Genomic DNA, 24,290 nt, shown 5'->3' on the forward strand with positions numbered 1-24,290 from the left:
AAAACAAGGGAGTACGACTATGAGCAAGAAAGCGTCAAAAAAGCGTAAGCCGGCGGTCAAAGCCAAAATTCAGGACACGGTCGTCCAGACCAAAACCTTTGGCTATGAAGATATGCTGACGGAACTGGAAGCGATTGTTGCCGATGCCGAGCAAAGGCAGGAAGAAGAAGACGCCGCCTGATAAGGCGGCTCAGACTGACGCCGGGTGGCGGTTACGCCTTACCCGGCCTACAGATTAATGCGCTTTGCTGGCCATGATCTCAATGATCTGCTTGTCGGTTTCCTGCATCGAACGACATGCCAGCGCACACAGATTCGCAATAGATTGCTCGACATTATGCGCCACAATCCCTTCGTTACCGGTCACTGCCGTATCGTCCAGCGCCATGAGTACCGCCTTCCATGCCGCCGACGCGCTGGTAGACACTTTCATCGCACAGCTGTTTGACGCACCATCGCAAATCATCCCACTCACATCGCCAATCATGCTGCTGATCGCCATGGCGATGGTGTTATAGCGCCCATCCACCAGCCATGCCATCCCCGCCGCCGCGCCCATCGCCGCCGTCGTTGCCGCACACAGAGCCGACAAGCGAGGAAGCTGATGATGGATATAGATTGCACTCAGGTGTGACAACATCAGCGCACGCGCCAGTTTTTCATCATCCGCACCAAAGTGCTCGGCCACCACCATCACCGGAACCGTGGCAGTGATCCCCTGGTTCCCGGAACCGGAGTTACTCATCGCCGGCAGCGTCGCGCCGCCCATTCTCGCATCCGACGCCGCACTGGTACGGATCAGAATAGCGGTTGAAAGATCGTTTGCCAGCAGGCCACGGGCACACTGCTTCTCCAGCGTAGCACCGATATGTAATCCCCATGTCCCGCGTAACCCTTCCTGAGACAGCGCCCCGTTTAGTTTTGCCGCCTGCAGAATAAAGCGGATGGACTCAAACGGCACCGCATTCACAAACGCCAGAATCTCTTCCAGCGAGGTGTGGGATAACACCGCCAGCGGCGAATCCAGCTCTTCATCCTGCGTCTGTTCTTCTTTACTGAACACCACACCATTATGGGTTTCGATGTGCACAATGTTGGTATGACCGCCAACAATCGTGACGCACGCCCACCCGTCACGGCTGTACACCTTAGCGCGTGAGAAGAGAATATCTTCGCAAGGTTGCTGCAGCATCACCGCCACGTTTCCGGCAGCCAGCATGGCTTTGGCGTCGGCTATGGCCTCTGCGGACGCATCCTTCAGCACTTCTAAACCCGCGTGGGCATTGCCACCCAGCGCACCCAGCGCAGCGGCGACGGGCAACCCTACCATTCCGGTGCCCGGTACGGTCACGCCCATGCCGTTTTTCATCAGGTTGGGTGATACCCACGCATCAATGCGTTCAACCGCGCCGTTCAGCTCAGCGGATGCGACTGCCGCCGCCAAAGCCAGAGAGATAGGTTCGGTGCAGCCCAGGGCAGGTTTGACTTCTTCCTGCACCGCGCGGATAAAACAGTCCCATAATGGATTCAATGTAGTCTCAAACATAGCAACGACCTTCACTCAGATAACTCAAGAAAATGCCAGGAACGGAGAAACGCACAACAGCAGGCCTGTGATGATGATCAGGTACAGGGAAGCGCCTTTATATTTGTGCAGTGCAGGAACTTTGTAGACCAGCCAGGCCGGGATCAAACAGCCCACCATGCCGAAGATTGGGCTACAAATAGAGGTGAAGCTCAGTACCGGCGCATTGAGCACAATTGCACTCCAGGCCAGTAAAATAGCGAAGACCATGATGCCGCGCTGAACGAAGATTTCGTTGATCTTCTCAGCAGGCATGTAGCGACGCAGCACATTCATCACAATGCCTTGAGTCGCTTCACGGAAGCCTAAGTACACACCGAAGAACGCGGTCATCACGGCAAAGATGTTCAGAATAACGCTGACGATTTTCACCCAACCCGCACCGTCACCGCTAATAAACTGTGCGGCAATCGCCAGGGCGGAAATGTTCTGCTCGTAGGCTTTCACCGCTTCATCATGGCCCATTGCCAGGGTGAAAGAGACGGCGTAGAAGAAGACGGTGACAAACAGTATGCCAAACGCGATGTTCATGGCGCGCAGCGCTTTATGACGCGCGACCTCAATGGATTTTGCGCGAGAACGGTACGAGATAACCATCGGGCTTAAGGTTTGAATAAACAGAATCGAGGTCAGCGTAAAGGGCAGCGTAATAATCGCATTCTTGATCAGCAGCCCCATCGGCGGCAGCGAGCCAGCGTTATGTAAATGCCACATCCCGACCATCGACACGCCAAGGGCGGCAACGACCAGCAGCTTGGTCAACACCATGCCGGTGGAGATTTTAAACAGTAATTTTTCACCGCGTGACGAGATAGCCACCAGGATGCAAATCAGCACCAGGCCATAGAACGGGCTGTCGGACAGTAACCCTTCGGTCACGCCAAATGTATGCAGATACGAAGCGCTGTCGTTAGTGATGGCGGTGGAATAAACAAACATCCAGATAACCAACATCACAAAATACAACGCCCCTAACAGGATGCCCCAGTTTTTGCCTAAATAACCGCTAATGACGCTTGGGTAATCTTTGCACTCAGGAGACTCAGCCAGCGTGTTGATGAACAGACGCTGGAACAAATACATCGCGGGATAGCCGATAATCGAGGACAGCAGGAATACCCACAACCCCATCAGACCCACCTGGACGGGAAGAAAAACAATCCCCGCGCCAATCGCCATACCGATACTCATAATGACCCAACCGGTGTCCATGCTGTCGAATTTAATGGCTTCCTGCCATTCACTTTCGGTCATTCCCGCCCGGCGCGCCGGAGCGGATGCGTCGAGTATTACGCTGTTATTCGTAGCCGTTTCCATAATTTCCCGCTTAATGTGTAGGTAGAGGTTTTTTTATTTTTTTCGTATTGCGTCAAGGCGATACGCAATTCATAAGATGCAGGCGAGCTCTTAGAATGAAGAAAATCATACGCTCAGGGTCAGAGAAAAACTTCACAAACAAAACCCTATAATCCCTACAGGTAAAGAAAGATTTTCTCTTGAAAACATCAAAGGTGGGATCGATTTCTGTTTTTGAAGCAGATCACAACAAAAAAAGGTGCACTTCTGTGCACCTTTTTGGTCATGCTATTTTGATTAACTCACATACACACTACTTTGATCGCCAGACCGCCGCGTGAGGTTTCGCGGTATTTATCGTTCATGTCTTTGCCAGTTTCATACATCGTCTCGATAACTTTATCGAGCGACACCCGAGGTTCTGACGTGCGGCGCAGCGCCATACGCGCGGCGTTAACCGCTTTTACTGCGTTGATCGCATTACGTTCAATGCACGGAATTTGCACCTGTCCGGCGACCGGATCGCAGGTTAACCCCAGGTTATGCTCCATGGCGATTTCAGCGGCAATACAGACCTGCGCAGGGCTCCCGCCAAGCAGTTCTGTCAGTCCGGCGGCTGCCATGGAACAGGCCACACCAATCTCACCCTGGCAGCCCACTTCGGCCCCAGAGATAGACGCATTCATCTTATACAGCGCGCCTATCGCCCCCGCAGCCAGTAAATAACGGGCGATGGAGTTCGCATTCACCGGGCGGCGGAACTTGTCGTAATAGGCCAGCACGGCGGGGATAATGCCACACGCACCGTTTGTCGGGGCGGTAACAACCCGGCACCCGGCGGCGTTCTCTTCGCTCACGGCCAGTGCGAACATGTTAATCCAGTCGATGACGTTCATTGGGTCACTGGACAGATTGTCGCTGGAAACCAGCAACCGACGTAATGCCACGGCGCGACGCGGAACGTTAAGCGGACCGGGCAGGACGCCTTCGGTGTTCATGCCGCGCTCGATACCGGCGTGCATGACATCCCAGATTGCCGCAAAACCCGCGTCAATCTCATCTTTACTGCGCATCGCCAGCTCGTTTTGCATCATCAGGCCGGAAACGGAAAGTCCGTTTCGCTCGCACAGTTTCAGCAGCTCGCTGGCAGAATGGAAATTGTACGGCACATGCGTTTCAACATCGTGCGCCTGACCAAAGTGATCCTCCTCAACGATAAAACCACCGCCAACGGAGTAATAGGTTTTGCTTAATAGCGTCTCGTTGCTGTTCCACGCGGTGATGCGCATACCATTTTCATGGCGCGGGAGCGTTTCGCTATGGAAGAGAATGTTCTCAGCAGGAGGGAAATCAACGATATGCGTGCCCTCTGCCACCGGGAGACGTCCGGTACGGGCCACGTCCTGGGTAAAACCCGCAATGGTATCAATCTGCACGTTTTGCGGACTGTTACCTGCGAGGCCCATCATGATGGCGACATCGGTCGCATGACCTTTTCCGGTCAGGGAGAGTGAACCATAAAGATCGACCACAATGCGCGTGGTCTGGTGCAATTCTCCGCTACTGACCAGTTGGTCGATAAAGCTTTTACCTGCGTTCATTGGCCCCACGGTATGGGAGCTGGAAGGTCCAATGCCAATCTTAAAAATATCGAATGCGCTAATCATATCCACACCCTCGGATTGCCGTTCAGTGAAGACCAGGTTTCACACTCATTAACGGGATCGGGGCGATCCTGACGATCGCCCCGCGGGGAGTTACACCGTGTCGCCGCGTACGGCGATGGCTTCAATCTCCAGCTTCACATCCTTCGGCAAGCGAGCAACCTGCACACAGCTGCGTGCCGGATAGATAGCCTCGTGCTCATCAAAGAACTGCTGATACACCTGATTAATGGTGGCGAAGTCGTTCAGATCGGCCACGAAAACGGTGGTCTTCACGATATCGTTCACTTTCAAACCGGCGGACTCAACGATCGCTTTCACGTTTTCCAGACTCTGACGCGCCTGATCGGTCACGTGTTCGGCAACTTCACCGGTCTGCGGACATACCGGGATTTGACCTGAGGTCAACACCATGCTGCCCAGATCCACGCCCTGTACGTAAGGCCCAATCGCCCCTGGCGCACAGTCGGTTGCAATAACTTTTCTCATAAACCCTCCGGCGTTAAAGCGCCTGGGTGAAAGTACGTGAAATAACGTCCTGCTGCTGTTCGCGGGTCAGCGCGTTAAAGCGCACCGCATAGCCAGACACGCGGATCGTCAGGTTCGGATAGTTTTCCGGGTGCTCAATAGCATCCATCAGCATTTCGCGGTTCATGACGTTGACGTTCAGGTGCTGACCGCCTTCGACATGCGCTTCATGATGGAAATAACCGTCCAGCAGACCGACCAGGTTGGTTTTACGCACGCTATCTTCTTTGCCCAGCGCAGCCGGCACAATCGAGAAGGTGTACGAGATACCATCTTTGGCATAGGTAAACGGCAGTTTAGCCACCGAGGTCAACGAGGCGACGGCACCTTTGCGATCGCGGCCGTGCATCGGGTTCGCCCCTGGCGCAAACGGCGTACCTGCGCGACGCCCGTCCGGGGTATTCCCGGTTTTCTGGCCGTACACCACGTTAGAGGTGATGGTCAGAATGGACTGCGTCGGCACCGCGTTGCGATAGGTTGGCAACACTTTAATTTTCTTCATAAAGCGTTCAACCAGGTCGCAGGCAATGCTGTCTACGCGCTCATCGTTGTTACCGTACTGCGGATAGTCACCTTCAATTTCGAAGTCGACCGCCAGGCCGTTTTCATCACGGATCGGTTTGACGCGAGCGTACTTGATAGCCGACAGGGAGTCCGCAGCAACGGACAGACCCGCCATACCGCATGCCATGGTGCGATAAACATCACGATCGTGCAGCGCCATCAGCGAGGCTTCGTAGCTGTACTTGTCGTGCATATAGTGAATGATGTTCAGCGCACTGATGTACTGCACGGCCAGCCAGTCCATAAAGTGGTCCAGGCTCTCCATCACCGTGTCGTAATCCAGCACGTCATCCATCAGCGGCGCAGTTTTCGGCCCGACCTGGATTTTCAGCTTCTCATCCACACCGCCGTTGATTGCGTACAGCAATGTTTTGGCGAGGTTGGCACGCGCACCAAAGAACTGCATTTGTTTGCCGATGACCATCGGGCTGACGCAGCAGGCAATGGCATAGTCATCGCTTTCAAAGTCAGCGCGCATCAGATCGTCATTTTCATACTGTAAGGACGACGTGACGATAGACACCTGTGCGGCATATTTTTTGAAGGCAATCGGTAAGCCTTCAGACCACAGCACCGTCAGGTTCGGCTCAGGTGCCGGTCCCATGGTGTGCAGCGTATGCAGGTAGCGGAACGAGTTTTTGGTGACCAGCGTGCGGCCGTCCAGCCCCATCCCACCAATAACTTCGGTCGCCCAGATAGGATCGCCGGAGAACAGGGTGTCGAATTCCGGGGTACGCAGGAAGCGCACCATGCGGATCTTCATGATGAAGTGGTCGATCAACTCCTGCGCCTGCTGCTCGTTTAAGATACCGGCTTTGAAGTCGCGCTCAATGTAAATGTCGAGGAACGATGCAGTACGGCCCAGCGACATCGCGCCGCCGTTCTGCGATTTCACCGCGGCCAGATAAGCAAAATACACCCACTGCACGGCTTCCTGTGCGTTACGCGCCGGACGGGAAATATCGCAACCGTACTTCGCCGCCATCTCCTGCATTTGCAGCAGCGCACGACGGTGCTCAGACAGCTCTTCACGCAGGCGAATCGTCGCCTCCAGATTCTGCCCCCATTCCAGATTCGACTGGAGATCGGCAAACTGCTGCTCGCGTTCACGCACCAGGTAGCGAATACCGTACAACGCAACACGGCGGTAATCGCCAATGATACGACCACGGCCATAGCCATCCGGCAGACCGGTTAATACGCCGGACTTACGGCAGCGCAGCATATCCGGGGAATACGCGTCGAACACGCCCTGGTTATGGGTTTTACGCAGTTCGGTATACTGGTACTCAAAATCAGCATCCATTTCACGACCGTAAGCATCAAAAGAGCTTTTGATCATGTTGATGCCGCCAAACGGATGCAGCGCACGCTTCAGCGGCTTATCCGTTTGCAGACCGACGATCTTTTCCAGTTCTTGTTCAATATAACCGGCATCGTGCGCGGTGATCGTAGTGGCAATATTGGTATCAAAATCTACCGGCGCATGCGTCGAGTTTTCAATACGGATGCCCGCCATGACTTTTTCCCACAATGCGGTGGTTGCCGGCGTCGCTTCGGCGAGGAAAGATTCATCCCCTTCATAAGGCGTGTAGTTATGCTGAATAAAATCACGGACATTAATTTCTTCTTTCCAGTCCGTACCTTTAAAGCCAAGCCACGCGTCGGCATACAGCATATCGCTGGTATCGATATTTACCTTCATGAAAAATAATCTCTCTACAGAAAATTAATTATGCAAATTCTACTGGTGTGTTAATTCTGCCTAAATGAATGGCATCACGAGCAATCATTTTCTCTTCATTCGTCGGAATAACTGCACAAATAACTCGAGCATCATTAGCAGAGATAATTCTCTCGCCATGAGAATTTGGCAGACTATTCATTTCGCTGTCGATATTCACACCTAATACGGCCAGATGTTCAATCACCAGACGGCGAATTAAGACTGAGTTTTCACCAATGCCGCCGGTGAAAATAATCCCATCAAGACGATGTAACGATGCAGCATGTCCGGCGATATGGCGTGCAATACGATGCACAAAGGTTTTAATCGCCAGCTGCGCACGCTCGTGTCCTTCGTGCCAGGCTTTTTCCAGCGTACGTAAGTCAGAGGACAAACCGGAAATACCCAGCAGGCCAGACTCTTTATTAACGACACACTCAAGGTCGCTCAGCGTCTGATTGGTTTCACTGGCGATCCACGCCATTGCGCCAAAGTCCACATCACCGCTACGCGTGCCCATCATCAGTCCTTCCAGCGGCGTCATACCCATTGAGGTATCCACGCTTTGTCCGTTACGGACCGCACAGATGGACGCGCCGTTACCCAGGTGCGCGACAACCAGGCCAGAATCATCATCCTGGAGGTCGAGAAGCTCGTGCGCTCGCTGAGAAACATAGCGGTGCGACGTGCCGTGGAAGCCATAACGACGAACACCCAGCTCCTCGTAATATTTCCACGGTAAACCGTACAGATAGGCTTCAGGTGCCATCGTCTGGTGGAAGCTGGTATCAAATACCGCCACCTGCTGTACGCCAGGGAAAAGATGCTGTGCGGATTCAATCCCGCTCAGGTTCGCATAATTATGTAATGGTGCTAAAGGAGATACCCGACGAATATTGTCGATAACGTCATCTGTAATTATCGCTGATTCCGTAAAGATACTTCCACCGTGGGCAATGCGGTGGCCAATTAAGGCCACGCTGTCCATTAAATTACGTTGTTCCAGTTCAGCGGCAATAGCCTTTAATGCGTCTTCGTAGCTGTGGTGAGCCAGCTTAGCCGGCTCCCCACCATTAATTGCTATGAACGCATTTTCAGAGTTAATACCGTCTGCAATTCCCGCCATTAAAACATCACAGTTGGCTGCATCCAGCACTGAGAATTTAATGGAAGATGAACCACAATTAATAACCAGTACTACCGGAAACTCATTCATTTCACTACTCCGCTCATCCTGAGCTTAAGGATTAAAACAGTTTGTAGACGATGTTCAGAATAGTCAGCAGACCAATCGCAGTAACAAACACGTTATCCAGACGGCCACGGTATTTCGCCAGAGACGGCGCTTTACGGATGGCATACATCGGCAGCAAGCAGAGCAGTGAGGCGATAATTGGCGCGCCCATCGCTTCAATCAGGTCCAGGATGTTCGGGTTGGCGTAAGCCACAACCCAGGTGGAACCCATGATGAAGATCATGCTGATGGTGTTAAGTTTGCCAACAGAGACTTTGTTCTTATCACCTTTATAACCAAACTTCAGGACCAGACCGTTCAGACCTTCCAGCGTGCCCAGATAGTGGCCGAAGAAAGATTTGAAGATAGCGACCAGTGCGATGATAGAAGCACCGTATTCCAGAACGGTCGCGAAGGTCGACTTGGTGCCGGACAGTGAAGCAAAGTGGTTCGCCAGGTATGACAGTACCGGAATGTTCTGCGCTTTGGCTTCGGCCATATTTGCCGGAGACAGCGTGAACAGGCAGCTAAAGGCGAAGAACATGACCACTGCAACCATCAGCATACTGGCGCGGGAGATGATCTTGGAACATTTCTGCTCGGTAAATTCGCGGCCATAATCTTTTTCATACTCTTCGCGTTTAGACACCACGAAAGAGGAAACAATTGGCGAGAAGTTAAAGGAGAACACCATGATGGAAATACCCAGCCATACGGTGACCAGAATACCGTCATGCCCGGTCAACGCTATATTGCTGAGATCCACCTGCTGGATAACCGCTGAGTTCCAGTAAGGGATCAGGGACAGAGAGATAAGTACCAGGCTGGCAATGAACGGCCATACCAAGAAGCTCATCACTTTAACCATCAGATCTTTACCGAAGTAGATGACGAATGCCATCAACAGCAGCAGGAACAGCGCGACGAAGCCACGATTAAGCGCTGGCATCTGCAACTGGTTTTCCCAGAAGGTCATAAAGGTGTTGGTAATGGTGACGCCATAAATCCACAGCAGTGGGCAAATCGCAAAGAAGTAGAGGAACGTGATGACCACGCCGCCCGTTTTACCAAAATGCTCTTCAACCGTTTCTGTGATGTTGCCGGAAGGGTTAGAACCGGAAAGACACAGGCGTGCCAGCGCACGGTGGCAATAGAACGCGATGGGGTACGCTAACACCAGCATTAACAGAATGGGGATCAGCCCGCCAAAGCCTGCGCGGATAGGGAAGAACAACACCCCGGCGCCGATGGCTGTACCAAATAAACCCAGTGTCCAGGTGGTGTCCGATTTGCGCCAGGACGATTGTTTTGTCTGGCTGGATACAATGCTATCAGTAGTACTCATATCCTATCCTCAACGAAATATATTAAGCGTCAACTAAACCAGTAATTTGGGATACACGAGAAAGGTCGATATTACCGCCAGAAATAATGCTGACTGTTTTTCTATTCTGGATATAGCTATCTAATTTCCCGCTTAATAATGCAGCACAGGCCAGCGCGCCAGCGCCTTCTGTCACAACTTTATTTCGCTGAATTAATGCCACCATACTGTTGCGAATTTCATCTTCGCTGACCAGGACAATGTCATCCACTAACTCACGAACGATTTCATAGGTCAAAGTACCCGGGCGGGAGACGTCACAACCATCCGCCAGGGTGCCGGTCGTTCGGTGCGTGGTTATTTCTCCAGCGTGGAAAGAAGCCGCCATGCCGTGAACGTTTTCAGACTGTACGCCAATAATTTTAATGGTCGGGTTGATGGATTTAATGGCTATCGCAATACCAGCAATCAGTCCGCCGCCACCAATTGGCACAATCACGTTATCGACATCATACAGATCTTCCAGAATTTCCAGACCGATAGTCCCCTGGCCGGCAATCACTTTCGGATCATCATAAGGCGGAATAAAGATGCGGCCTTCAGTTTCAACAATCTCGCTCACTTTAGCGATCGTGTCGTTGAAGTTGTCACCGTGCAGCACAACTTCTGCGGAGTAGTCGCAGGTAGCAGCCACTTTAGACTTCGGTGCGCCTTTTGGCATCACCACTTTGCCGTCAATACCGAGCATCGCACAAGAGAGGGAAACCCCTTGCGCATGGTTACCTGCAGAGCAGGCCACCACGCCTTTACATCTTTCTGCTTCAGTTAAAGAACTGAGCTTGTTAAAGGCGCCGCGAATTTTAAATGAACCAGTACGCTGCATGTTCTCAAACTTAAGGAAAATTTCCCCTTTGCAACGTTCACTAAAATAGTTAGAGCGAGGCATTCCCGTTTTATAAATTTTCCCCGCCAGTCTTTTTTTCGCTTCGAGGATATCTTCAATTGCAACTGGGAGATCGTATGTAATGTGCATTAGAACCTCTTACCTGGGTATTAAAGTAAATAGATAGCCGTGACCAACGTCTGATATAGACCGATGGCATTAATTCCGTATTAAATCGAGTTTAATCTTTAATCAACTTCAATTAATTGCTTTCGTCGCTGGCAATTAATTGATGAATATTCTTTGGCTAATTCCACCAAAATTGATGCTGCTTTTTTAATTCGATAATTTTTAGACCAGACGGCGGCGTAACGCGCGACCGGTAAGGCCTCTTCTACCGGAATAGTAATAAACTGGTTTGAACCAAATGGAGTGGTCATATCGCAGGGAATTACTGTTAAGAAATCAGCATTGAGAACAAGATTATAAATTGTGACGACCGAGTCTGTTTTAACGATGTTTTCACTGCTGATGCCATTTTTTTGTAACGTAGTAAGAAGCTCGCTGTAGTAACCCATATTCGTTTGCGGCAACACCCACTGTTCATTTTGCAATGCGCTCAGCGTAGTGATGCCGGTGCGTGTTCGGGACTTACTGGCAACCAGAACAAACTCTGACTCGAACAGCGGCTCCACATGCAGGTCGTGCAATTTCATCTCATCGCTTAACGTGCCGATTGCAAAGTCCAGACGCCCATCACGAACCGCTGGTAAGAAAGAGGAAAGCTGGGCTTCATACATGGAAACCTGCGCGTTCGGGAACACCTCTTTAAACTTCTTAATCATGCCGGACATGATGGTAAAGGCGATCAGTGAGGGGAAACCGAACGACACATCAACAACCGCATTGCTCGTCATGCTATTCATCTCATCAACCATGTTTTTCATTTCACGGGTAATAGATTCAGACCATGAGAGCATCACCTGACCGGCTTGGGTCAATGTGACGCCTGTATTTTTACGCACCACCAACTCAATACCAAAATAAGCCTCAACATCATTAATGATTTTGCTTACTGCGGGTTGAGTTAAACCTAATTCTTTTGCAGCTGAGCCGATAGAACCACTTCTAATGACTTCCTGAAAGACCACTAAGTGCTGTGTTTTAGGGAGAGAAATAGTATTCATATCGGCCTGCTCTAATTACTTTGTTGACGGCAGGAAGTGTACCAAATTAAACGTTCACGGATATGTGCGACCACTCACAAATCCCCTTCACTTACATTTTGTAAGATTATTATAAACCAATAAAATCGTTATTTATCAATGTAATGAAGAAAAACGATCTCACTTTAACCTGACTTTAATCAAAAAAAGATGGGGGGATAACGAAAATTTATGGCGATAACACATGCACGTTAACGGTTATTTAACCGACGGTTGAAAGATGATAATTCAAGCAATTACAGAGTAATTATCGGTCGGGATAACGTTTAAATTTAATGAGCAATTTATCAAATAAAATTATAATTTAATTATTATCGTGGTTAAATAACGCCATGCATCACACTATTTTGCCTTATTTGTTTGTAAAGAAACATTGCGTTTATCATTATTCAAAACAAAACAAACAATAGATTATCAAATGCAACAATAAATTAACGCTGGTTTTTGGTATTTTCACAGCAAGTAATTTTGTGATTTCGATCGATTGCGTGTGTTTTTTCTATAGCGAAACGTATCGATAAGCGTTTTGTGTTAGCTGTCACAAAACTGGAAATTTTCAGCAACCCCTTTGCCGCTGAAAAAGACGTTTTCGAATAAATAACGGGAAAATAAAAATGAGATTTACCGCAAATTTGCCGGATGGCGGTGCAAGCACCTTATCCGGCCTACAAAAAAATCGGGACCAGTAGGCATAAAAAACACGCCATAAAAGCAAAAACCCTCGCCATTTCTGAAGAGGATTTCCTTAATAGTTGACGCTGACCGATAAGCCGCGTTCTTTTGAGCATAGCGTCGTGGACAGCCATTCATCTTGTTGCCTGCCGTAAAGCAAAAACCCCGCCGAAGCGGGGTTCTATAAAGAGTGAAGCTGACCGATAAGCCGCGTTCTTTTGAGCATAGCGTCGTGGACAGTCATTCATCCTGGTCACCACAAAGCAAAAACCCTCGCCATTTCTGACGAGGGTTTCCTTAATAGTTGAAGCTGACCGATAAGCCGGGTTCTGTCGTGGACAGTCATTCATCTAGGCCAGCAATCGCTCACTGGCTCAAGCAGCCTACCCGGGTTCAGTACGGGCCGTACCTTGTGAACCCCTATTTGGCCTTGCTCCGGGTGGAGTTTACCGTGCCACGGACTGTTACCAGCCGCGCGGTGCGCTCTTACCGCACCCTTTCACCCTTACCTGATCCCACTTGCGTGGGCCATCGGCGGTTTGCTCTCTGTTGCACTGGTCGTGGGTTTCCCCCCCAGGCGTTACCTGGCACCCTGCCCTATGGAGCCCGGACTTTCCTCCCCTCCGCCCGTCTCCCCCGAAGAGGACGACGACGAAGCGGCGACTGTCTGGTCAGCTTCGGCGCGAAGTATAGAGGGTTTGCGGGCCAATGTCACCCCGCACTGCGCATTCCTATCGCCAGCGTAGCGGCGATGTTTCTGGATGACCGATAAATATTATCAAATGCTCCCCGGAAGGCCTCTTCCAGCGTACCTATGCTGGTCAATACGCTAAACACGGCATCGATACCATATTGATGCACCACGCCCACATCGCGTGTCAGGCTGCCCGCAATACCGATCACCGGCTTGTGGTATTTCTTCGCCACACTTGCCACGCCGACAGGCACTTTGCCGTGAATACTCTGGCTGTCGAGGCGTCCTTCACCGGTAACCACCAGCGTACAGTCGTGAATATGCTCTTCCAGATTCAGCGCCTGGGTCACAATCTCTATCCCGCTACGCAGTTCTGCACCTAAAAATGCCATTAATGCCGCCCCCATACCACCAGCGGCTCCGGCTCCGGGCACATTTTTCACATCAACGCGCAACGATTTTTTTATGATGTCGGCAAAGTGAGACAAATTACGATCCAGCTCGATAATGCGTTCTTCAGTCGCGCCCTTCTGCGGACCAAAAATGCGGGATGCACCGTTTTCACCGGTCAATGGATTCGTCACATCACAGGCAACACGAATCGAACAGGTTTTTAAGCGCGGGTCCAGACCCGAGATATCAATGGTATTCAGGCTATTCAGGCAACCGCCGCCATAACCAATGTCAGTACCGTTGGCGTCACAGAGTTTTGCCCCCAGCGCCTGTACCATACCCGCACCACCGTCGTTGGTCGCACTGCCGCCAATACCAATAATGATATTTTGCGCGCCGCTTTCCAGCGCCTTGAGAATCAACTCCCCGGTACCACGCGACGTGGTGACTAAGGGGTTGCGTTTTTCTGGAGGGACCAGCGCCAGCCCACTGGCTGCCGCCATTTCGATAAACGCGGTGTTACCGTCTCCGGACATGCCCCAGCTGGCATTCACTTTTTCGCCCAACGGTCCCGTTACCCACGCGAAATGTTCCGTTCCCTGCGTGGCGGCAATCATCGCTTCAACGGTCCCTTCGCCGCCATCGGCGACCGGAACAGAAACATAGTGCGCATCGGGAAAAATTTCCCGAAATCCTTTTTCTATCGCCTGCGCTACCTCGGTGGCAGAAAGGCTTTCTTTATAAGAGTCTGGGGCAATTACGATTTTCATAGTTATGTAGCCTGACAGTGCCGCGCGAGGCAAGAATTACAGGGCGCGCAGTCGCGCCCTTCTTGTTAGCGAGTGACTTCCACTTTCGCCAGTTTTTCGTAGTAGCATGCCAACGCACTGTGGTCAGCCGTTCCCAGCCCATCAGCGCGCAGCGCCTGCATCATTTCCATTACCGCTGCAGTCAGCGGCAGCTGTGCACCCACGCCGTGTGAGGTATCCAGCGCATTCGCCAGATCTTTGATGTGCAGGTCAATACGGAAACCCGGTTTAAAGTTACGGTCCATCACCATCGGTGCTTTGGCATCCAGCACGGTGCTGCCCGCCAGTCCGCCGCGAATAGCCTGATACACCAGATCCGGGTTCACACCCGCTTTGGTCGCCAGGGTCAGCGCTTCAGACATCGCCGCAATATTCAGCGCCACGATCACCTGGTTTGCCAGCTTAGTGACGTTACCCGCGCCAATGTCGCCGGTATGCACCACAGAACCCGCCATCGCTTTCAGCAGATCGTAGTACTTGTCGAAAATCGCTTTATCACCACCGACCATCACCGACAACGTGCCATCAATCGCCTTCGGTTCGCCGCCACTCACCGGTGCATCCAGCATATCCACGCCTTTCGCTTTCAGCGCATCGCTGATTTCACGACTGGCTAACGGGGCGATTGAACTCATGTCGATCAGAACGGTGCCCGGCTTCGCGCCTTCGATGATACCGCCTTCGCCCAACGCCACTTCTTTTACGTGTGGAGAATTCGGCAGCATGGTGATAATCACATCGCACTGTTCAGCAATGGCTTTCGCCGTGGTAGCGGTTTCTGCGCCTGCGGCGATGACTTCCGCAATCGCTTCTGGGTTACGGTCAGCAACCACCAGCGAGTAACCTGCCTTGAGGAGGTTTTTACTCATTGGTTTACCCATAATACCGAGGCCAATAAAACCTACTTTCATTGTCATGTCTTTATCTCTCTATACTGTCGATGGTGGTTATTTCTTAAAAGAATCAGCCAGTTTTTGCGTCGCTGAACGGAACACGCCGAGATCGCTACCGACGGCAACAAACGTCGCGCCCCAGTCCAGATAGCGACGGGCATCTGCATCAACCGGTGCCAGAATGCCGCTTGGCTTACCGTGCTTTTTCGCGACCGCAAAGATGTGCTGAATCGCCTTTTGCACTTCCGGATGGGAGGCATTGCCCAAGTGGCCTAACGCGGCGGCCAGGTCGCTTGGGCCGACGAAAATACCGTCCACGCCTTCGGTTGCGGCAATCGCATCCACGTTATCAACACCCTGCTGACTTTCGATCTGCACGATGATGGTGATGTTTTTGTTTGACTGTGCGAAGTAGTCCGGCACGGTGCCAAACATATTGGCGCGGTGAGAAACCGATACGCCGCGAATTCCTTCCGGCGGATAGCGGGTAGACGCCACGGCGTTCACCGCATCTTCTTCGGTCTCAACAAACGGAATCAGGAAGTTATAGAAACCAATATCCAGCAGACGCTTGATGATCACCGGCTCGTTGGTCGGCACACGTACAACCGGCGCGCTGGAACTGCCTTTCAGCGCCATCAGTTGTGGGATAAACGTCGAGATATCGTTTGGCGCATGTTCACCGTCCAGCACCAGCCAGTCAAAACCGGCCAGGCCTAATACTTCGGTACTGATCGGGCTTGCCAGCGCGGACCAGCAGCCAATCTGAACCTGATGCGCCGCAAGTGCCGCTTTAAATTTGTTTGGGAAAATCGTGTTATTCATCGCCTATACCTTTGTTTATTTCTGCAATTCCATACGTTTAATGTCACCGACAATAAACAGGTAGCAAACCATCGCCATCAGCGCCGAGCACCCTACAAATACCAGCGCAGCATTAAATGAGTGCAGCTCGCTCACCAGGTAACCAATCACCAGCGGGGTTACGATAGAAGCCACGTTACCAAATACGTTAAATACGCCACCGCACAGACCCACAATCTCTTTCGGGGCGGTATCGGAAATCACCGGCCAACCCAGCGCGCCAAAACCTTTACCGAAGAACGCCAGCGCCATCAGCGCCACTACGAAGGTGGTATTATCCGTGTAATTGCACAGGATAATGGTTGAGGCGAGCAGCATTCCGAGCACGATCGGCAGCTTACGCGCCAGGGTGATGCTGGCGCCGCGTTTAATCAGATAATCTGAGAACACGCCGCCCAGTACACCACCGGCAAATCCACACAGTGCCGGAATAGACGCGACCAGGCCGACTTTCAGGATCGACATACCTTTTTCCTGCACCAGGTAGATAGGGAACCAGGTCAGGAAGAACCAGGTGATGGTGTTGATAAAATACTGTCCAAAGAACACCCCCAGCATCATGCGGTTTGTCAGCAGTTGCTTGATGTAATGCAGTTTCGGACCGCTCGCCGCAGCACCACCCGGCTTCTTGTGGTCCATATCCACTACCGCGCCGTTATCCGAGATAAACTTCAGCTCTTCCTGCGACATCCGTGGGTGATCGGTAGGATTATGGATCAGTTTTACCCACAGTCCGGTCAGCACAAAGCCAATCACGCCCATCACGGTAAAGACGTGTTCCCAGCCCCAGGCGAAGGTCAGCCAGCCCAGCAACGGTGAAAACAGCGCCAGTGAGAAATACTGCGCGGAGTTAAAAATCGCAGAGGCCGTGCCACGCTCTTTGGTCGGGAACCAGGCCGCAACAATACGGGCGTTAGCCGGGAAGGAAGGCGCTTCCGAGAAGCCCAGCATAAACCGCATGATAAACATGGAGATCCCCGCCCAGGCCAGCGGGAACATATCGACAAAACCCTGCAGGAAGGTAAACAGCGACCAGAAGAAAAGACTGTAGGTATAGACTTTCTTCGAACCAAACTTGTCGAGCAGCCAGCCGCCGGGAATTTGCATCAGCAAATAGGCCCAGCCGAAGGCGGAGAAAATGTAACCCATTGATATGGCGCTGAGCTGCAACTCTTTGGCCACTTCAGTACCGGCAATAGACAACGTCGCGCGGTCTGCATAGTTTACGGCAGTGACAATAAATATTATCAGCAGTATTAAATATCGGGTGTGCGTACCTTTCTTTTTCTCTACAACCGTATCCAGTATCATTCTATTTACCTCAGGTACAAAAAGATTTTTATTATTATTTTGAAGGATGTTTACGCTGATAAATTACCGTAAGATAAAATACGCTTATATTTATCAGTCGCTATTAAACCGTGATTCAGTATAATCAGTGCAGCGTTGTTAATCATTGTGCAAACGCTCATTAAAAGCATAATATTAAAATATTATTTTATGCATATGCACATAACCATGGGCGCTGATGCACACATTTACGTATTGATACCCTTGGTGGCGCGGCGTTTCTAAGTTTAAGTGATCTCGCTCACATTCTTAAATTAAAACTCCTGACATTCTTATTCCACGACACTGAGTCTTTATTACTTATAATTAGATTCGATATATATCTATTATCACCACCTGGCTGGAGAATACTGGACAATGGCCGACATCGAAATTAGACAAGAATCGCCCACGGCGTTTTATATTAAAGTACACGACACTGATAATGTGGCGATTATTGTCAATGACAATGGTCTGAAAGCCGGGACACGTTTCCCGGACGGACTGGCGCTGATTGAACATATTCCCCAGGGTCATAAAGTGGCACTAACGGATATTGCTGTTCACGGCGAAATCGTGCGCTATGGTGAAGTGATCGGTTACGCCGTTCGCGACATCGCACGCGGTAGCTGGATTGATGAGTCAATGGTTGAGCTGCCCAAAGCCCCGCCGCTGGAGACGCTGCCGCTGGCAACCAAAGTGCCGGAGCCGCTTCCTCCTCTTGAAGGCTACACCTTCGAAGGCTACCGTAATGCCGACGGCAGCGTGGGCACCAAGAACCTGCTCGGCATCTCCACCAGCGTACACTGCGTGGCGGGCGTGGTGGATTATGTGGTGAAAATCATTGAGCGCGATCTGCTGCCCAAATACCCGAACGTTGACGGCGTGGTGGGGCTGAACCATCTGTATGGTTGCGGTGTAGCCATCAATGCACCGGCCGCTATCGTGCCGATTCGTACCATCCATAACATTGCCCTGAACCCCAACTTCGGTGGCGAAGTGATGGTTATCGGACTCGGCTGCGAAAAACTCCAGCCGGAACGCCTGTTAGAAGGCACGCACGATGTGAAAAGCATCCCGGTAGACAGCGCCAGCATTGTCAGCCTACAGGATGAAAAACACGTGGGCTTTAAATCGATGGTGGAAGACATTTTGCAGGTTGCCGAGCGCCATCTGGTAAAACTCAACCAGCGTCAGCGTGAAACCTGCCCGGCCTCTGAACTGGTGGTCGGCATGCAGTGCGGCGGCAGCGATGCGTTTTCTGGCGTCACCGCTAACCCGGCAGTGGGCTACGCGTCCGATCTGTTGGTGCGCTGCGGTGCCACCGTGATGTTTTCGGAAGTGACTGAAGTGCGTGACGCCATCCACCTGTTAACGCCGCGCGCCATCAATGAAGAAGTGGGCAAGCGCCTGCTCGAAGAAATGGCCTGGTACGATAACTACCTGGATTTGGGACAAACCGACCGCAGCGCTAACCCCTCTCCGGGCAACAAGAAAGGCGGTCTGGCAAACGTGGTCGAAAAAGCGCTGGGCTCCATTGCCAAATCGGGTAAGAGCGCCATTGTGGAAGTGTTATCGCCGGGCCAGCGTCCGACCAAACGCGGCCTGATTTACGCGGCAACGCCTGCCAGCGACTTTGTATGCGGTACACAACAGGTCGCCTCCGGGATCACCGTGCAGGTGTTCACCACCGGTCGCGGTACACCGTACGGTCTGATGGCAGTTCCAGTGATTAAAATGGCAACACGCACCGAACTGGCCAACCGTTGGTTTGATCTGATGGATATCAATGCCGGAACCATCGCTACCGGTGAGGAAACCATTGAAGATGTCGGTCTGAAGCTGTTCGAGTTCATTCTCGACGTGGCGAGCGGACGTAAGAAAACCTTCTCGGATCAGTGGGGACTGCACAACCAGCTGGCGGTGTTTAACCCGGCACCGGTGACCTGATTTTCTCTGGCTGAGCATTTATCCGGCCTATAAGCGCCCTGTCCCGTAGGCCGGATAAGGCGCTTTAGCGCTGCTATCCGGCATTTCAACGATTAGCAGCCCTGTGTCTGTAACTGAATAGGCATCACTACTGCTGAATTTGTCCCGGCCATCACTGAACAATGATCACTTCGACGCCGCTACGGTGTAATTCTTGTAGACATTCCGCTGGAATACCTTCATCCACAATGATGGTATGAATACGTTGTGTATCAATGATTTTATGCAGGCTGGAGCGATTGAATTTGCTGGAATCAGTCACCACGATAATCCGCTCAGCCACTTCGCACATCCGACGGTTAAGCCGGGCTTCGTCTTCATTGTGCGTACTCACACCGCGTTCTAAATCAATAGCATCAACACCAAGAAACAGCATGTCGAAGTGGTAATTCTGCAGAGACTGCTCGGCCTGATCACCATAAAAAGACAGCGACTGACGACGCAGATGTCCACCGGTCATCAGCAGCTCGACACCTTCAGCTTCCAACAAGGCACTGGCGACATTCATCCCATTGGTCATCGCAATCACATCGGTATGCTGGCGCATCAGACGGGCAATTTCATAGGTCGTAGTGCCGGAATCCAGGATCACGCGATGCCCTGGTTTGATCATTTCAGCGGCAGCCTTGGCGATACTGCGTTTAACCGCCGTATTCAGCGAGCTCTTATCTTCAACAGAAGGCTCCACGCCCGGCGTATTGCTGTCACAGATCAGCGCCCCACCATAGGCACGAACGGCAATACCCTGCTTTTCCAGAAACGCCAGATCGTTGCGGATCGTCACCGTAGAGACGCCAAATAAAACAGAAAGATCGTTCACCTGCACGCTTCCTTGCTGTCGCAACCGCTGGATAATCTGCTCGCGCCGCTCGCTGGTACCTGTTACCCGCTTACTTGCAGAATCGGTATTGCTCATAAGAGATCCTTTAGTTAATTCTTTCGTTTCATTTCGTTTTGCCTATTAACGCCTTTCTTTTACCGGATTGCAAGCACTACAACCGGCTCAGATAGCGATAGAATCGCCGCTGAAACCTTTCATTATGTTTCTTTTGTGAAACAGATCGGAAAACAAGAATCTTTCGTTTTATTTTTATGGCAACTTGGATCAGTATCAAATGAAACAAAACGAAAGATTGATGTCGCAGTAATCTGACCTGGAGAGGAAAGTGAAACATCTAACTAAAATGGTGGAGCAGCATAAACGGGGGAAAGCAAACGGGATTTATGCCGTTTGTTCCGCGCATCCATTGGTACTGGAATCAGCAATACGCTACGCCCATGCAAACCATACACCGTTGCTGATAGAAGCAACGTCCAATCAGGTTGACCAGTTTGGCGGCTATACCGGTATGACGCCAGCCGATTTTCGCAGTTTTGTCTGTCGCCTGGCAGAATCTTTTGACTTTCCTCAGGAAATGCTAATTCTGGGTGGGGACCATCTCGGACCAAACCGTTGGCAAAACCTACCCGCAGAGCAGGCAATGGCCAATGCTGACGACCTCATTAAAAGCTACGTGGCAGCAGGATTTAAAAAAATCCACCTGGATTGCAGCATGTCCTGCCAGGGCGATCCTGTTCCATTAACGGATGCCATCGTCGCTGAACGCGCGGCACGCCTGGCGAAGGTTGCCGAAGAAACCTGTAAGGCACATTTTGGCGAGTCCGATCTGGTTTACGTGATCGGCACGGAGGTTCCGGTTCCCGGCGGTGCCCACGAAACGTTAACGGAGCTGGAAGTTACTACACCTGACGCGGCACGTGCCACGCTGGAAGCTCATCATCATGCGTTTGAAAAACAGGGTCTGGACGCCATCTGGCCACGCATTATCGCGCTGGTGGTGCAACCCGGCGTTGAATTTGACCACACACATATTATTGATTATCAGCCGCAAAAAGCCGTTGCTTTAAGCAAGATGGTAGAAGCCTACGACACATTAGTCTTTGAAGCGCATTCCACCGATTATCAAACACCACAGTCACTGCGCCAGTTGGTCAAAGATCACTTTGCGATCCTGAAAGTTGGCCCAGCCCTGACCTTCGCCCTGCGTGAAGCGTTGTTCTCACTGGCCGCTATTGAAGAAGAATTACTGCCAGCAAAGGCCTGCTCAGGTCTACGCCATGTTCTGGAAAGCGTGATGCTCGATCGCCCGGAATATTGGCAGAGCCATTACCACGGAGATGGCAACGCACGTCGACTGGCACGAGGTTACAGTTACTCCGATCGGGTTCGTTACTATTGGCCAGACAGCCAGATTGATGACGCCTTCGACCGACTGGTACGCAACCTGGCAGACGAGCCAATTCCGCTGCCGCTCATCAGCCAATATTTACCGTTGCAGTACGTAAAAGTGCGCGAGGGAGATCTCAACGCCACACCACGAGAACTCATCATTAACCATATTCAGGACATACTGCAGCAATACCACCGTGCCTGCCAGGGCGCATCATCCCATAACGCATAAAAAGAAAGAGAAAAACACTATGCCAAACATTGTATTAAGTCGCATTGACGAACGTTTAATTCACGGTCAGGTCGGTGTGCAGTGGGTCGGATTTGCGGGGGCAAATCTGGTTCTGGTTGCCAATGATGAGGTCGCTGAAGATCAGGTTCAGCAAAACCTGATGGAAATGGTGCTCGCGGAAGGGATTGCCGTGCGCTTCTGGTCACTGCAAAAAGTGATCGACAATATCCACCGTGCTGCCGATCGTCAGAAAATTCTGCTGGTCTGCAGAACCCCCGCAGACTTCTTACGGCTGGTTGAAGGCGGCGTTCCGGTTAACCGCATCAACGTTGGCAATATGCACTACGCCAACGGCAAGCAGCAAATCGCTAAAACCGTTTCTGTAGACGCGAACGATATTACGGCATTTAACGGGCTGAAAGCCGCCGACGTGGAATGCTTCGTTCAGGGCGTACCAACCGAACCCGCCCAGGACCTCTTTAAACTTCTCTGAGGAATTCACAATGGAAATTAGTCTGTTGCAGGCTTTTGCGTTGGGTATTCTCGCCTTTATCGCAGGCCTGGATATGTTCAACGGGTTAACGCATATGCACCGCCCGGTGGTTCTTGGACCGCTGGTCGGGCTGATACTGGGCGATCTGCATACCGGTATTTTAACCGGTGGTACGCTGGAACTGGTGTGGATGGGCCTGGCCCCACTGGCGGGTGCTCAGCCACCAAACGTCATCATCGGGACCATTGTCGGAACAACATTTGCTATTACGACCGGAGTAAAACCAGAGGTTGCCGTTGGTGTGGCTGTGCCATTCGCCGTAGCGGTTCAAATGGGGATTACCTTCCTGTTCTCCGTGATGTCGGGTGTTATGGCTCGCTGCGATCGGATGGCAGCGAATGCCGATACAGCCGGAATTGAGCGGGTGAACTATCTGGCATTACTGGCATTGGGGACGTTCTACTTCTTATGCGCCTTCCTGCCGATTTACTTTGGCGCGGAACATGCCAAAACCGCCATTGATGTGCTACCCACACGCCTGATTGACGGTCTCGGCGTCGCCGGCGGCATCATGCCAGCAATCGGTTTTGCCGTACTGCTGAAAATCATGATGAAGAACGTCTACATCCCCTATTTTATTCTGGGTTTTGTTGCCGCTGCCTGGCTCAAGCTCCCGGTGCTGGCTATCGCCGCCGCCGCACTGGCAATGGCGCTGATCGATTTTCTGCGTAAATCACCTGAACCTACAGCCCCGGTAGCACAAAAAGAGGAATTCGAAGATGGAATCTAACCAAACGGCTCTGCCGAACGTTTCCGATACCGAAGATACGCTGCTTACCGGCACCAATGAAAACATCTATGAAGATCAGAACATTGGGGCGGAGCTGACAAAAAAAGACATCAACCGCGTAGCCTGGCGTTCCATGCTGCTACAGGCATCTTTTAACTACGAACGTATGCAGGCATCAGGATGGCTGTACGGTCTGTTGCCCGCACTGAAAAAGATTCACACCAATAAACGCGATCTTGCGCGTTCAATGAAAGGCCATATGGGGTTCTTTAATACCCATCCGTTTCTGGTGACGTTTGTTATTGGCATCATCCTCGCGATGGAACGCTCCAAGCAGGACGTGAACAGTATTCAAAGTACCAAGATTGCCGTAGGCGCACCGCTCGGGGGCATCGGGGATGCGATGTTCTGGTTAACGCTGCTGCCCATTTGCGGAGGGATCGGAGCCAGCCTGGCGCTACAGGGGTCTATTCTTGGCGCAGTCGTGTTTATTGTTATGTTCAACGTTGTCCATCTTGGTCTGCGTTTTGGCCTGGCACACTACGCGTATCGGATGGGCGTCGCGGCCATCCCACTGATTAAGGCCAATACCAAGAAGGTTGGGCATGCGGCATCCATCGTTGGGATGACGGTGATTGGCGCCCTGGTTGCAACTTACGTTCGCCTTAACACCACGTTGGAAATTACCGCAGGTGATGCGGTGGTAAAACTGCAGACGGATGTTATTGACAAACTGATGCCGGCTTTCCTGCCACTGGTCTACACATTAACCATGTTCTGGTTGGTTCGTCGTGGCTGGAGTCCTCTGCGTCTTATCGCCATTACTGTGGTGCTCGGCGTAGTCGGAAAATTCTGTCATTTCCTGTAAATAC

20 protein-coding genes and 1 other RNA gene are annotated in these 24,290 nt (G+C 51.5%); 6 read left to right on the forward strand and 15 right to left on the reverse strand.

Going from position 1 to position 24,290, the window contains the following annotated elements; translation table 11 throughout:
* The first annotated feature begins 19 nt into the window (after positions 1-19).
* On the forward strand, positions 20-181 hold the full coding sequence (locus tag M2374_RS09235; protein ID WP_096755571.1) for a hypothetical protein: 162 nt from the start codon (positions 20-22) through the stop codon (positions 179-181).
* A 54-nt stretch (positions 182-235) separates the two neighbouring features.
* On the opposite strand, the gene M2374_RS09240 is transcribed toward M2374_RS09235, so the two are convergent.
* From M2374_RS09240 to garP, 14 genes are all read right to left on the reverse strand, one after another.
* Positions 236-1,546, reverse strand: a complete 1,311-nt coding sequence (locus M2374_RS09240; protein ID WP_117342714.1) for a serine dehydratase subunit alpha family protein — start codon at positions 1,544-1,546, stop codon at positions 236-238.
* Positions 1,547-1,570: 24 nt separating this feature from the next.
* Positions 1,571-2,902: an amino acid permease gene (locus M2374_RS09245; RefSeq protein WP_096755569.1), complete on the reverse strand. Its 1,332-nt coding sequence runs from the start codon at positions 2,900-2,902 to the stop codon at positions 1,571-1,573.
* Between the two features lie 281 nt (positions 2,903-3,183).
* The gene (gene tdcG, locus M2374_RS09250) at positions 3,184-4,548 is read right to left on the reverse strand and encodes an L-serine ammonia-lyase (protein ID WP_181688715.1); all 1,365 of its coding nucleotides are present in this window, start codon (positions 4,546-4,548) and stop codon (positions 3,184-3,186) included.
* Between the two features lie 90 nt (positions 4,549-4,638).
* Positions 4,639-5,034, reverse strand: a complete 396-nt coding sequence (locus M2374_RS09255; protein WP_096755567.1) for an enamine/imine deaminase — start codon at positions 5,032-5,034, stop codon at positions 4,639-4,641.
* Between the two features lie 13 nt (positions 5,035-5,047).
* Positions 5,048-7,342 carry a 2-ketobutyrate formate-lyase/pyruvate formate-lyase gene (gene tdcE / locus M2374_RS09260; RefSeq protein ID WP_096755566.1) on the reverse strand — a complete coding sequence of 765 codons (2,295 nt, stop codon included), beginning with the start codon at positions 7,340-7,342 and terminating at the stop codon, positions 5,048-5,050.
* 28 nt (positions 7,343-7,370) lie between these two features.
* Positions 7,371-8,579 carry a propionate kinase gene (gene tdcD, locus M2374_RS09265; RefSeq protein ID WP_181688714.1) on the reverse strand — a complete coding sequence of 403 codons (1,209 nt, stop codon included), beginning with the start codon at positions 8,577-8,579 and terminating at the stop codon, positions 7,371-7,373.
* Between the two features lie 31 nt (positions 8,580-8,610).
* On the reverse strand, positions 8,611-9,942 hold the full coding sequence (tdcC, locus tag M2374_RS09270) for a threonine/serine transporter TdcC (protein WP_115257422.1): 1,332 nt from the start codon (positions 9,940-9,942) through the stop codon (positions 8,611-8,613).
* Positions 9,943-9,964: 22 nt separating this feature from the next.
* The gene (gene tdcB, locus M2374_RS09275) at positions 9,965-10,954 is read right to left on the reverse strand and encodes a bifunctional threonine ammonia-lyase/L-serine ammonia-lyase TdcB (protein ID WP_096755563.1); all 990 of its coding nucleotides are present in this window, start codon (positions 10,952-10,954) and stop codon (positions 9,965-9,967) included.
* Positions 10,955-11,052: 98 nt separating this feature from the next.
* Complete coding sequence (gene tdcA, locus M2374_RS09280; protein WP_181688713.1) at positions 11,053-11,991, reverse strand: transcriptional regulator TdcA; 939 nt, start codon at positions 11,989-11,991, stop codon at positions 11,053-11,055.
* Between the two features lie 1,013 nt (positions 11,992-13,004).
* Positions 13,005-13,381, reverse strand: an RNA gene (rnpB, locus tag M2374_RS09285) — RNase P RNA component class A.
* A gap of 32 nt (positions 13,382-13,413) precedes the next feature.
* A complete protein-coding gene (garK, locus tag M2374_RS09290; RefSeq protein WP_096755561.1) occupies positions 13,414-14,559 on the reverse strand; it encodes a glycerate 2-kinase in 1,146 nt (381 codons plus the stop codon).
* A 65-nt stretch (positions 14,560-14,624) separates the two neighbouring features.
* Positions 14,625-15,515 carry a 2-hydroxy-3-oxopropionate reductase gene (gene garR / locus M2374_RS09295; protein WP_096755560.1) on the reverse strand — a complete coding sequence of 297 codons (891 nt, stop codon included), beginning with the start codon at positions 15,513-15,515 and terminating at the stop codon, positions 14,625-14,627.
* A gap of 30 nt (positions 15,516-15,545) precedes the next feature.
* Positions 15,546-16,316, reverse strand: coding sequence for a 2-dehydro-3-deoxyglucarate aldolase (gene garL / locus M2374_RS09300; protein WP_117342718.1), 771 nt, complete (start codon positions 16,314-16,316; stop codon positions 15,546-15,548).
* Positions 16,317-16,331: 15 nt separating this feature from the next.
* Positions 16,332-17,666 carry a galactarate/glucarate/glycerate transporter GarP gene (garP, locus tag M2374_RS09305; RefSeq protein WP_096755558.1) on the reverse strand — a complete coding sequence of 445 codons (1,335 nt, stop codon included), beginning with the start codon at positions 17,664-17,666 and terminating at the stop codon, positions 16,332-16,334.
* Between the two features lie 396 nt (positions 17,667-18,062).
* Here garP and garD point away from each other — a divergent pair, with 396 nt between their 5' ends.
* Positions 18,063-19,634 carry a galactarate dehydratase gene (garD, locus tag M2374_RS09310; RefSeq protein ID WP_096755557.1) on the forward strand — a complete coding sequence of 524 codons (1,572 nt, stop codon included), beginning with the start codon at positions 18,063-18,065 and terminating at the stop codon, positions 19,632-19,634.
* A gap of 151 nt (positions 19,635-19,785) precedes the next feature.
* Here garD and M2374_RS09315 read toward each other — a convergent pair whose 3' ends face one another.
* Positions 19,786-20,589: a DeoR family transcriptional regulator gene (locus tag M2374_RS09315; RefSeq protein ID WP_115257418.1), complete on the reverse strand. Its 804-nt coding sequence runs from the start codon at positions 20,587-20,589 to the stop codon at positions 19,786-19,788.
* A gap of 250 nt (positions 20,590-20,839) precedes the next feature.
* On the opposite strand from M2374_RS09315, the gene kbaZ reads away from it, so the two are divergent.
* The 4 genes from kbaZ to agaE are packed head-to-tail and all read left to right on the forward strand — an operon-like array spanning position 20,840 to position 24,286.
* Complete coding sequence (kbaZ, locus tag M2374_RS09320) at positions 20,840-22,135, forward strand: tagatose-bisphosphate aldolase subunit KbaZ (RefSeq protein WP_135911355.1); 1,296 nt, start codon at positions 20,840-20,842, stop codon at positions 22,133-22,135.
* 19 nt (positions 22,136-22,154) lie between these two features.
* Positions 22,155-22,628, forward strand: coding sequence for a PTS N-acetylgalactosamine transporter subunit IIB (agaV, locus tag M2374_RS09325; RefSeq protein WP_117342721.1), 474 nt, complete (start codon positions 22,155-22,157; stop codon positions 22,626-22,628).
* Between the two features lie 10 nt (positions 22,629-22,638).
* Entirely contained in the window at positions 22,639-23,418 is a 780-nt protein-coding gene (agaW, locus tag M2374_RS09330) for a PTS N-acetylgalactosamine transporter subunit IIC (protein WP_115257415.1), read from the forward strand.
* Entirely contained in the window at positions 23,408-24,286 is an 879-nt protein-coding gene (gene agaE, locus M2374_RS09335) for a PTS N-acetylgalactosamine transporter subunit IID (protein ID WP_115257414.1), read from the forward strand. Before agaW ends, agaE begins: the two co-directional genes overlap by 11 nt.
* Positions 24,287-24,290: the final 4 nt, after the last annotated feature.

Source organism: Citrobacter sp. JUb117, from assembly GCF_024809055.1.
In the GTDB taxonomy this organism is placed as follows: Bacteria; Pseudomonadota; Gammaproteobacteria; order Enterobacterales; family Enterobacteriaceae; genus Citrobacter; species Citrobacter gillenii.